The sequence below is a fragment of the Haloferax sp. SDI50 genome, assembly GCF_059802635.1.
In genome coordinates, this window is record NZ_JBPULL010000001.1 from 2716484 (window position 1) to 2728020 (window position 11537).

The 11537-nt window shown below is 69.6% G+C and carries 10 protein-coding genes; 5 read left to right on the forward strand and 5 right to left on the reverse strand.

From position 1 onward, the window contains the following. Positions 1-25 precede the first annotated feature (25 nt). The gene (gene moaC / locus ACSR87_RS14385) at positions 26-553 is read right to left on the reverse strand and encodes a cyclic pyranopterin monophosphate synthase MoaC (RefSeq protein WP_498530927.1); all 528 of its coding nucleotides are present in this window, start codon (positions 551-553) and stop codon (positions 26-28) included. Further along, positions 550-1986 (reverse strand): NAD(P)H-hydrate dehydratase, encoded by a 1437-nt coding sequence (locus ACSR87_RS14390; RefSeq protein ID WP_498530928.1) that lies wholly within the window; start codon positions 1984-1986, stop codon positions 550-552. The genes moaC and ACSR87_RS14390 overlap by 4 nt, the downstream gene beginning before the upstream one ends. 89 nt (positions 1987-2075) lie before the next feature. Here ACSR87_RS14390 and ACSR87_RS14395 point away from each other — a divergent pair, with 89 nt between their 5' ends. The 3 genes from ACSR87_RS14395 (at position 2076) to ACSR87_RS14405 (ending at position 6135) form a co-directional block, all read left to right on the forward strand. After that, positions 2076-3260, forward strand: coding sequence for an MFS transporter (locus tag ACSR87_RS14395; protein ID WP_498530929.1), 1185 nt, complete (start codon positions 2076-2078; stop codon positions 3258-3260). 42 nt (positions 3261-3302) lie between these two features. Next, positions 3303-3689, forward strand: a complete 387-nt coding sequence (locus tag ACSR87_RS14400) for an ArsR/SmtB family transcription factor (protein WP_498530930.1) — start codon at positions 3303-3305, stop codon at positions 3687-3689. Positions 3690-3780: 91 nt separating this feature from the next. Then, a complete protein-coding gene (locus tag ACSR87_RS14405) occupies positions 3781-6135 on the forward strand; it encodes an ATP-dependent DNA helicase (protein ID WP_498530931.1) in 2355 nt (784 codons plus the stop codon). 51 nt (positions 6136-6186) lie between these two features. On the opposite strand, the gene ACSR87_RS14410 is transcribed toward ACSR87_RS14405, so the two are convergent. Further along, positions 6187-6375, reverse strand: coding sequence for a DUF7576 family protein (locus tag ACSR87_RS14410; RefSeq protein WP_004063509.1), 189 nt, complete (start codon positions 6373-6375; stop codon positions 6187-6189). Positions 6376-6624: 249 nt separating this feature from the next. Here ACSR87_RS14410 and ACSR87_RS14415 point away from each other — a divergent pair, with 249 nt between their 5' ends. Then, entirely contained in the window at positions 6625-6846 is a 222-nt protein-coding gene (locus ACSR87_RS14415) for a DUF7511 domain-containing protein (RefSeq protein WP_049896080.1), read from the forward strand. 79 nt (positions 6847-6925) lie between these two features. Here ACSR87_RS14415 and ACSR87_RS14420 read toward each other — a convergent pair whose 3' ends face one another. Together ACSR87_RS14420 and ACSR87_RS14425 are read right to left on the reverse strand one after the other, a co-directional pair. Further along, entirely contained in the window at positions 6926-8668 is a 1743-nt protein-coding gene (locus tag ACSR87_RS14420) for a DNA mismatch repair protein (RefSeq protein WP_498530932.1), read from the reverse strand. An 83-nt stretch (positions 8669-8751) separates the two neighbouring features. Next, on the reverse strand, positions 8752-9054 hold the full coding sequence (locus tag ACSR87_RS14425) for a UPF0058 family protein (RefSeq protein WP_498530933.1): 303 nt from the start codon (positions 9052-9054) through the stop codon (positions 8752-8754). A 405-nt stretch (positions 9055-9459) separates the two neighbouring features. On the opposite strand from ACSR87_RS14425, the gene ACSR87_RS14430 reads away from it, so the two are divergent. Continuing rightward, positions 9460-11475: a PAS domain-containing sensor histidine kinase gene (locus ACSR87_RS14430; protein ID WP_498530934.1), complete on the forward strand. Its 2016-nt coding sequence runs from the start codon at positions 9460-9462 to the stop codon at positions 11473-11475. The last annotated feature ends 62 nt before the right edge of the window (positions 11476-11537 follow it).

Sequence of the window (11537 nt, forward strand, 5' to 3'; positions counted from 1 at the left end):
CCCTCTCAGCACCCCTCTCAGCACCTCACGCGAGCGTGGTTTTCTCCTTCGTGACGACCTCCACGTCCGAAATTCGCGTCCCCGGATACTGACCGTCGTCGTCTTTCTCCGCGGCTTTCACCATGTCCCAGACGACGTTGAGTCCGGTCGTCACGCCCTCTAACGCCTCCATCTCGCAGCCCGTCTTTCCGGTCGTGCCGACCGTGACCGAGAGCGTGACCGACTCGTCGGCCACCTCGAACTCGGTGTCGACGTTCGTGATGGGAATCTGGTGGCACATCGGAATGGTCTCCCACGTGTGCTTGACGGCCTGAATCGCGCCGATTCGGGCGGTCGCCAGCACGTCTCCCTTCCCGATTTCGTCGTCGCGGATGGCCCGAACCGTCGCGGCGCTGAGGTGGATGGTGCCGCGGGCGACCGCCCGGCGGCGGCTGTCCGGCTTCGCGCCCACGTCGACCATCTGGACGTTGCCCTCCTCGTCGACGTGCGTCAGGTCGCGGTCGCCGCCGTCAACCGACTCGTTCGAGTCCGAACCGGCGCGCTCGTCGCTCATTCGTCGTCACCTCGCAGGGCCGCGGGCAGTCGTTCGAGCAGGTCGGTGGCGACGAGGCCGCCGCCGAACTCGTCGGCGGCGAGGTCGCCCGCGCGGCCGTTCGCGTAGGCCGCGACGGCGGCGGCGTCGAGCGGGGGCAGGACGGCCGCGAGCGCGCCGGTCGCGCCCGCCAGCACGTCTCCGGTTCCCCCGACGGTCATGCCGGGGTTCCCGGTCCGGTTGACGCGGACCGCGTCGCCGTCCGAAACCACGTCGTACGCGCCTTTCACGAGGAGCGTGTGGCCGAGGTCGGCGGCGAACTCGCGGACGAGGTCGCGCCGCGTCTCCCAGTCGGCGTCGGTTTCGCCCCCCATCTTCCGCAACTCGCCCTGATGGGGCGTGCAAATCAGCGTCGCCTCGGTGTCGACCTCGGGGACGACCTGAAGCGCGTCGGCGTCGACGACGGCGGTCCCGTCGTAGGCGGCGAGGAACTCCCGGACCGCGGCGAGCGACTCGTCGGCGTCGCCGAGGCCGGGGCCGAAGACGACGGCGTCGCGGTCGGCAGCGAAGTCCAGCAGGTCGGGAACGTGTTCGGGCGCGAGTCGGTCGCCCGAGAAGCCGCGGACGATGAGGTTCTCCGAGTAACCCTGCACCTCGCGGGCGACGGCCTCGGGGCAGGCGACGCGGGCGAGGTCCGCGCCGGCTCTGAGCGCCGACTGCGCGGCGAGCGCGGGCGCGCCGGTGTACGGGCCGCCGCCGACGACGAGCACGTCGCCGTGGTCGCCCTTGTGGCTCTGGGCGTCGCGGTCGAGCGCGAGGAGGTCGCCGGGACCGGTGAACAACTCCGCGGCCTCGGGGATGCCGATGTCGACGACGACGACCTCGCAGTCGAGGTCACCGAGACCGGGCTTGTCGTCGTGGAAGGTGACGACCCGGTCCGCATCGACCGCGAGACCCGCCGCGTCGCCGGTGTCGGCGTCGACGCCGGAGGGCACGTCCACCGCGAGAACGGTCGCGGATGACTCGTTGATTGCGCGCGCGGCCGTCGCCTCGGGTTCGCGGAGCGCGCCGGTGACGCCGGTTCCGAGCATCGCATCCACGACGAGGTCGGGGTCACCGAGGTCGACGGCGGCCGAGTCGGTGACGGTCCGGCGGTCGGCCTCGCCCGCGACGAGGGCGTCCCAGTTCTCGCGGGCGATGTCGGTCGAAATCGTCTCGGGGCGGCCGAGCAGGTGGACGGTCACGTCGTACTCTTTCAGGAACCGCGCGGCGACGAGCGCGTCGCCGCCGTTGTTACCGCGGCCGGCGACGATTGCGACCGACGCGCCGGGGTCCGCGAGGTCGCGGCAGGCCCGCGCGACGGCGTTCCCGCTCGACTCCATGAGCTGTTTCCGCGGCACGCCGAGCGCCTCGGCGTTCAGGTCGACCGCGGCCATGCGTCGACTCGTAATCATACGCCCCCGTTCGCCCGGCGGCGCGTTAACACATGTGGTCGCGGGTCGGATTCGCAACGTTTGACTCGGGGGCGACTGAATTCGAGGCAGTGACTCGCCGCCTCTTCGGAACTCTCTGCGGACTCGTCTTCCTCGTCAACTTCGGCCGCGTCGCGTTCCCGCCGCTCGTCGAGACGCTCCAGACCCAGTTTTCTGTCGGCCCGGCGACCATCGGCGTCGTGACGAGTCTCGTCTGGCTCGGGACCGCCATCCCGCGCATCCCCGTCGGCTACCTCCTCACGCGCGTCTCGCGGTCGAAGGTCGTCCTCGGGTCGGGGACGCTCCTCGTCGTCGCCGCGGCGTTCACCGCGAGCGCGACGTCGGTGCTGACGCTCCAAATCGGGGCGTTCGGCCTCGGCCTCGCCTCGGGCGCGTACTTCGTCTCCGCGACTCCGCTCGTCGGCGAACTGTACCCCGAGCGCGTCGGCCGCATGGTCGGCATCCACGGCGCGGCCAGTCAGGTCGCCGCCGTCGTCGCCGCGCCCGTCGTCGTCTTCATCCTCGCGTCGTACTCGTGGCGCGAGACGTTCTGGGTGCTGGCGGCCGCCGGCGCGCTCGTGACGCTCCTCTTCTACGCCGTCTCCCGGGACGGGAGCGCGGGGGCCGGCACGGGCGCGGACCGCGATTTCTCCGCCGCGCTCGGCCACTGGAAGCTCATCCTCACGGGCATCCTCCTCATCGCGCCCGCGGGGTTCGTCTGGCAGGGCCTGTTCAACTTCCTCGTGTCGTACATGACGCAGGCGAAGGCGTTCGACGCCGCCACCGCGAGCACGATGCTCACCATCGTCTTCGCGGCGGGCGTCCCCGCGTTCTCGCTGTCGGGCCGCCTCGCGGACAAACTCCCGCACGTCCCGTACATCTTCGGCCTGCTCGTCGCCTTCATCGGCGCGCTCGTCGCCCTGACGTACGCGCAGGGCTTCGTCGCCGTCGCGGCCGTCGTCGCGGTGCTCGGCTACGTCATCCACAGCCTGTTTCCCGCGCTGGACACGTTCATGCTCTCGTCGCTGCCGAGCGACGCCCGCGGGAGCGCCTACGCCGTCTTCAGCGGCGCGGCGCTCCTCTTGGAGGCTAACGGAAGCGGCGCGGTCGGCTTCCTGACCGAGGCGAACTACGCCTTCGAGGCGGTGTTTCGGACGCTCGCGGGGGGGCTTGCGGTGTTCGTCGCCGCGCTCGCTGTCCTCTACGCGGTGAACCGGCTCCCCGGTGTCGACCGGGCCGAACTATCGAGTAACTGACAGACGAAACGATTTACTTCCCCCTCCCGTGATGTCAGTTGTATGTCAGGGTCGCGGCCGACTGACGGGAGCGTCGATACGACCGGTGAGTCAGACCCCCGGGTTCACTGGCTCGACGACGACGAGACGGCGCAACTCCTCGGGAGCCTCTCCTGTGACACCGCCCGCGACCTGCTGTCGTGTCTGCAAGAGTCGCCCGCGACGGCGACCGAACTCGCAACGCGGGTCGACACCTCCGTCCAGAACACTCGCCACCATCTCGGAAACCTCATCGGCGCAGACCTCGTTCGCGTCGCCGACACCCGCTACTCAGAGAAGGGTCGCGAGATGAAAGTGTACGCCGCCGCCGCGCCGTTCGTCGTCTGCATCGGCGGCGATGGGGACGACCGCGAGGCCTTCGCTGAGGCCGTCTCCGCGTTCCTCGAATAGCTCGGCGCGTCCCTCGCCCCGTGCGCCGCCGGCAGGCTCGCTCTCGCGCGAACGTTCAAGTACGGGTCCGCGACCAGTCACCGACACCCCTATGGCCGTCGCAACTGGACCACAGAGCGTGACCTGGCAGGAGGTGTTCGGCCACCCGGAGGCGTACCCGGAGCAGGCCGACGGAATCGAAACCGCGATACAGACCGCCCGAGACGACGGGTTCGCCGTCGTTGAGGGCGCGTGCGGGACCGGCAAGACGATGCTCGCGCTCACCGCCGGCATCGACCTCGTCCGCGACCCCGACTCCGACTACGAGCGCGTCTTCGTCCTCACGAGCGTCAAGCAACAGCTCCGGCAGTTCGAGGCCGACCTCCGAACCATCAACGAGAACCTCCCGACCGACTGGAAGCCCGTCTCGGGGCTCACGCTCGTCGGCAAGTCCGACGTGTGTCCTTATAGCCGCGAGGGCTGCGGCGGCATCGACGACGCGACCGTCTACGACCGCTGTGAAGCCCTCCGCGACCGGACCCGCGGGCTCGTCGGCGACGGCGGCCGGACCAGCGCCGAGGCGCTCGCCAAAGACGCCCGCGAGCAACAGACCGGCCTCCTCGACACCGGTTCGACGGCCGCGGGCCCGGACTACCTCGAAACCGCGGGCGACCCGACGCCGTACCCGACATCGATGCCGGAGTACGAGGACGTGGAGTACTGCCCCTTTTACGCGAACTTCCTCGCGGACCTTCCCGACGACGGCGACCCAATCGAGGCCGTCCCCTTCGAGTTCGACGACAAGGGACTCATCGGGACCGAAGACCTCGTCTCGCTGGCCGCGGGCGCGGGGTCGTGTCCGCACTCCGTGATGGGCGCGCTATTGGCCCACGTCGAGGTCGTCGTCGGCAACTACTACCACGCGTTCGACCCGACGACCGTCGGCACGTTCACCGGCGCGCTCGTCGACGACTCGACGTTCGTCATCTGCGACGAGGCGCACATGCTCGAACCCCGCGTCCGCGACCTCGTCTCCGTCGGCGTCGGCGACCGAACGCTCCGCGACGCCGAAAGCGAGTTCACGCGCGTCATCCAGCCGGTGAAGTTCGACGACGCCGGCAAGTCCACCGTCGACGCCGACCTCGTCCGCGGGGAGCTTCAGGAGGCCGACGTGACGCTCCGCGAACTGGAGGAGACCCGCGACTTCATCCGCGACCTCCGCGAGGAGCTCGACCGCCGCGTGACCGCCCATCTCGACCGCGAGTACGTCGGCTGGCGCGCCGACCTGACCGAACTCGACGACGAGGAGCTCCCGCTTCGCGACCCCGAGGAGCCCGGCGTCGACGAACTCACCGAGTGGGCCGAGGAGAGCGGCCACGACGAGGGAACGTGGGTCCGCGCCGAGGCGACCGGCTCGGCGGTCGCCCGCATCCTCGACTCGGTCGAAGAGGACGACAAGCGCCGGGCCGCCCCCGCGGCGGGGCGGGCGCTTTCGACGTGGGCCTACGCCGACCACGAGAAGCACTTCCGCGAAATCGAACTCGAACGGACGTGGGACGAGATGGAGCCGCCGGAGTCGTGGCGGCGCGCCTACAACGCCCGGCTGTCGGTCCACAACTGCGTCCCCGGCGAGGCCATCGCGGAGCGCCTCGGTGACTTCGGCGGCGGCGTCCTCATGAGCGCGACGCTCGAACCCATCGACGTGTTCCGGCGCGTGACCGGCCTCGACGCCCTCGCCGACGACGGCCGCCCGGTGGCCGAGCGGACGTTCGGCCTCGGCTTCCCCGAGTCGAACCGCGCGAGCTTCGCCGTCGACGTGCCGAAGTTCACCCACAGCAACCGCGGGCCGCCCGGCGAGGAAAACGAGACGCGACTGGCGTACACTGACGCCGCCGTCGAGGTGTGCGAGCGGTCGCCGGGCAACGTCCTCGTCGGGATGCCGAACTACGCCGAGGCGGAGTGGATGGCGGGCGCGCTCGAAGCCCGCGTCGACAAGCCCGTCCTCCTCGACGAGTCGTCCGACGACGGTGCGACGGAGCGACTCAAGCGCGACTTCTTCGGCGGCGAGGGGAAAGTGCTCGTGACGAGCCTCCGCGGCACGCTCACCGAGGGCGTCGATTACAGCGGCGACAAGCTCTCGGCCGCCGTCGTCTGCGGCGTCCCGCTCATCAACACGTCGTCGCCGCGGACCCGCGCGGTGAAGACCGCCTACGACCGCGAGTTCGGAGACGGCTTCGAGACGGCCTTGACCGTCCCCGCGGTCAGAAAGGCGCGACAGGCCATCGGGCGCGTCATCCGCGGCACCGACGAGGTCGGCGTCCGCGTCTTCGTCGACGCTCGGTACGCCCGCGATTCGTGGAACGGCGTCCGCGACTACCTACCGGCACAGGAACGCGAGGAGTTCAGGCCGGTGAGTCCAGATATGCTCGGCTTCGGCCTCGACCAGTTCTGGTCGTCGGTCGAGTAGTCGCGACCGGGGTCGCGTCGCGGCGGCGAGCGGACAGTCGTCAGGAGAGCGTCAGCGTTCGTCGTCCCACGCGTCCCGGCAGTCGTCGTCGCAGAAGTGCCGCGCCTGCACAGCGTCGTCTTCGACCCACGTAACGACGTGATGCGTCGGGTTGTTCGCAATCGGCTCCCCGCACGTCGCGCAGGTCGGGGCGTCTTCCGGGTCTACGTTCGCTTCCAAATCGGACGTGGGATCGACCATTGACACCCAGATGGCGGTTCCGGGCACTTCAACCCGTCTCCGGCGGCAGAAGTCGCCCGACGGCGCGCCAGACAGCGCGCCCGACGCAACGAAACTGTGGAATCCACACCTGCGCGTCGGTGAGCACGGCTATGTATCACTCCGTACTCCCACTTGGTGCAACGTTTTGTAACCCACGGATATTGTCAATGCCTACCACACTTAGTGAAGGTTATGTAATCACGGTCGCGTTTGTGTACGTGACGGCGAATGTCCGAACTGCCCGCATCTCAGAACTCGGTTGCAGGGACTGCTGACCGCGCCGGCGCGGATACCACCGGAGACCGCTTCCTCCATAGCGTCGTCGTCTCCTATCGAGGGAGCCCGGACCAGGTCACCGTCTACCCCCGACGCGATAGCTGCTGCGACCGGATGGAGGCGTGGTTGACCGCCGACGCCGACGCGTTCGTCTCGCTCGACGAGATGTGCTGAGTCGTCGACCCCGACGCGGTCGATGCGCCGCCGCCAAGCGTTTCCGCCGCCGTTCGCCCCCCTCCGACGCCGCGTCGGCTCAGTCAACGAACTCGGCGTCGGACAGCGTTTTCTGTACCGCTTCTTCGCCCACAGCCGCCGCCAGCGCCTCGAAACCGGCGCGCTCGGCGCGGTCGCGGGCGTTCGCTACCAGCCGCGAGACGATGAACTCCGGCGTGGACTTGCCGACCGTTCCGAATCGCGGCTGGTAGTCAACGCGCAGTTCCAACTCGTCGGTCAGGCCCTCGGCGAAGATGCCGTCGATGCGGGCCTCCGGCGGCAGCGGGCTCAGTTCGTCCGCGAGGTGCGTGACGTAGACGCCGAAGGCGTCGCGCTCGACGGTGAGGTTCACGAGGCCGTTGAGCAGGTCGGCCGCGCGGCCCGGCTCGGTGATGGCCTCGAACTCGTCGACGAGCATCAGCGTCCGCCCGTCGCCCGAAAGCGGCGGGACGATGGACTTGAGCGTCGATTCGAGCACGCCCGCGTTGAAGCTCGCGTGCCGGCGGTGGAACACGACCGAGTCGAACCGGCCGACGACCGCCGACTCGGCGGGGACCGGAAGCCCCATCGACGCGAGGATGGCGACCTGCGAGAGCGTTTCCAGAAGCGTCGTCTTCCCGCCGCTGTTGGCACCCGTGAGGACCGACACGCGGTCACCGACCGGCGGCGTCGGCCCCGTCGCGCACGCGAGTTCGTGGTCACCGACGGCGTAGGAGACCGGCTGTGGGTCGTCGATAAAGAGGTTCCGCGCGCCGCAGACCGCCAGCCCCGTCTCGGCGATGTCCGGCGGCGTCAGGTCGTACTCGTCCGCGAACCGCGCGAGCGACAGCGACAGCGCAACCTCGTCGACGGCCTCGACCGCGAGGTCCACGTCGTCGCGGGCGGCCCAGATGCGGTCGCGTAGCTCCTCCGCGACGGTCTCCTCGCGGGCGGCGGCGTCGGCTTCGAGGTCCTCGACGAGCGCCCGGAGCGACGCGCTCACGAAGTCGGTCGCGTCGCGGGCGTCCTCGGCGGCGACCGCCTCGACCTCGCCGCGCGAGAGGTCGGTCTCTTGGGCGACGTACTGGACGAACGCGGCGCGGAAGTCGTCCAGCGAGCGGACGCCCCGCGACTGGATGGTTTCGAGCACGTCGAACGAGCCGGATTGGAGTTCCTTCGCGGTGTCGAGTCTGCTCCGCAGGCTGTCGAGGCGGTCGTCGGCACCCGCGGCGACCGAGCCGTCGTTGTCGACGTAGCCGAGCGCCCCGAGCGCATCGCGGAGGGCGTCGGGGTCGGCTTCCGCCAGCGCGTCGAACGGCTCGCCGCGGAGTCCGGCCTCGCGGAGTTCGAGCGCCGCGCGAACGGCGGCGCGCTCGGTCTCGCCGGCCTCGTCGTACTCGCGGAACGTCGCCTCGATGGCGTCGCGGGCGTCGTCGTCGAGGTCGGCCCACGCCTCCCGCGCCGCGAGGATGCGGTCGAGGCGGTCGCGCCGGGCCTCGACGGTCGGCAGCGGCGTCAACACGCGGATGCGGTCGGCGGCGTGTTCGGTCAGCGCGCGGTCGCTCGCCAGCGACAGCAGGTCGTCGTACACGTTGCGGGCGTCGCGGGTCGCCAGCGCGTCGATGCCGGCCTGCCCGTCGGCGCGGCGGAGGATGCGAACCGCCCGCCCGCGGGTGACGCCGGCGTCGACGAGCGCCCGCACGTCGGCCGACTCGATAGCGGCGACCGCCCCCTCCCTGCCGAGCGCCGATTCCAGTCGGTCCGAGGTCTTCGGGCCGACGCCCCAGTAGTCTTCGAGTCGCATACCGGGGGCGTCTCACCGGGCGCTCTTAGGTCCACCCGTCGGGCGGTGCCGCCGCTGTTCGAGGAGCGGGCCGCGAAGAAAACTCAGTACGAGGGGGCGCGCTGGTCGGTGTCCGCGCTGGCCGTCTCGTCGGACCGGAGCAGGTGTCGGCCGGGCACCGCCTCCGCGTCGCGGTCGAGGTCGCGGGCCGCACAGACCGCGAGGGTGGTCGTGAGCGTGCGGACGGCGCGCTCGTGGTCGGCGCGGCAGTCCCGGAGGGCCATCGGGCCGATTCCCAGTCGGTTGTACGGTTCGAGGTCGCCGCTCGTGAGTATCCCGCTGTCGCGGTAGTCTGTGGCGATTTCTACGAGCAGCGAGTGGACGTGGATGAGCTCGTTTTTCTTCATTGGTTGCACGTATGTGCTCATCGGGGGTAAATGACGCGGTGAAGCGTTTTTTCGGTCTTGTATCTGCCTCGGCTAGAAATGAATGTATCTGTCGGAGACACGAACGAAACACCCGCGGCTCGTCGGTCGATTCCGCGGAAAGGGAGTTGGGGTTTGGGCAGGGACACGTCCCCTGGGCGGAGAGAGGGGGTGGGTTGTCGATTCCGCCGTGGGGGCGTGCGGGCACGACGAGTGACCCGGGCAGGTCACTGTGGCCATATAGTCGAATGGAACGGTTAGTAGTAATTTACAACCCTACGTGGTTAGGGCCGATTCGAGCCGACCGAGAAACGCACAAGTCGGTGGGGGTTAGAGTCGGGGTATGCACGCACGACGGGACGCCGGTCCGCGGGGGGGTCGAGAGGGATGACAGACGGCTCTCCGCGGTCGGTCGACGAGCCGTCGGCGGCCGAGCGCGAACTGCGCCAGCGGCTCGACATCCTCGCGACGTTCAATGAAGTGATTGCGGACGTGAACGAGACCATCGTCGACGCCGCCGAGCGGGCGGACATCGAACGGCAGGTCTGCGAGCGACTCGTTCAGACCGACGAACTCCGATTCGCGTGGGTCGGCGTCGTCGACGAGACGACGGGCGACGTGGAGCCGACCGCGTGGGCCGGCGACGAGGACGGCTACCTCGACGAGATAGACGTGTCGGTGTCGGCGGACCGGCCCGAGGGTAACGGTCCCGTCGGCCGCGCGGTCCGGTCGAACGCGGTGCAGGCGACCCACAGCATCCCCGACGACCCGGCGTTCGGCCCGTTCCGAGAGCCGGCGCTCGAACGCGGCTACGGCTCGGCGGCGTCGGTGCCGCTCGTCTACGACGACGCCCGCTACGGCGTGCTCACGATGTACGCCGAACACGAGCGGGCGTTCACCGCGGAGCTCGACGAGCCGATTTCGAACCTCGGCCACGCCGTCGCCCACGGCATCGACACCCACGTCCGGCGGGAGCGCGAGCGCGAACTCGAACGCCGCGAGCAGGCGTTTTCGCGCATCGTCGAGAACATCGAGGAGTACGCGCTGTTCCGCCTCGACGCCGCGGGGCGCGTCGAGAGCTGGAATCGCGGCGCGGCGGCCATCAAGGGCTACGACGCCGACGAGATACTCGGGAAACACATCGAGACGTTCTACACCGACGAAGACGCCGAAGACGGCCTGCCCGAGCGCCTTCTCGACCGGGCGCGGACCGAGGGCCGGGCGGAAAACGAGGGGTGGCGCGTCCGGGCCGACGGCACCCGCTTTTGGGCGTCCGTCACCATCACCGCCCTGACCGACGACGCCGGCGAGGTCATCGGTTTCGCCAAGGTAACGCACGATATGACCGAGCGGAAGCGCCGCGAACAACAGCTCGACGCGGTGTTCAACAGCACCGTCCAGTACATCGGGCTGGTCGAGCCGGACGGCACGGTCCTCCGGGTGAACGACGCCGCACTCGACCTCGTCGACGCCGACCGCGACGACCTGGTGGGGACGCGGGCGTGGGAGACGCCGTGGTGGCGCGGCGACGACGAGCGCACCGCCGACCTCCGGGCCGCCCTCGACCGCGCGGCCGACGGGGAGTTCGTCCGCTACGAGGTCGAAATCGACCGCGAGAACACCGACCGACTGGTCGTCGTCGACTTCTCTGTCACGCCGGTCACCGACGACGAGGGCGAGGTGTCGTTTCTGGTCCTCGAAGGCCACGACATCACCGCCCGCAAGGAGCGAGAGCGAGAGCTGCGACGCGAACAGGAGCGACTGGAGTTCGTCAACCGCATCATCCGCCACAACCTCCTCAACGGCTTGAACGTGGTCGGCGCGCGGGCGGACATCGTCGAGGACTTCGTGGACGATGCGGGGCTGACCCACCTCGAAACGATACAGGGACGCGTCCGCGAGATGACCGAACTCGTCGGGACGATGCGGACGTTCATGAAAGTCATCGTCGAGCGGGAGTCCCACGAGTTCCGCCCGCGTCGCATCGACGAGGCGGTCGGCCACGGCGTGGAGTCGCTCCGGCGGGAGTCCGACGCCGCGAGCGTCGCCGTCGGGCGACTGCCGGAGATTTCGGTCGTCGCCGACGACCTGCTGGACGAGGTCGTCGAGCACCTACTGAAAAACGCCGTCCAGCACAACGACAAACCGGACCCCGCGGTCGAAGTCGAGGTGGCCGCCGGCGACGACGCGGTCGAACTCCGCGTCTCCGACAACGGGCCGGGCGTCCCCGACGAGGAGAAACACCGCATCGTCGACCAGCGCATCGAGGACCTGTCGAACCCGGGCAACGGCTTCGGGCTGTTTCTGGTCCGCGAAATCGTCGAGAGCTACGGCGGCACGGTCGAAATCGAGGACAACGACCGCGGCGGAGCCACGTTCGTCGTCACGCTCCCGCGGGCGTGAGTTCGCCCCCGGACTGGACCGCTTCAGTCGGGGAGTAATCCGACGGCGAAGACCGCCGACTC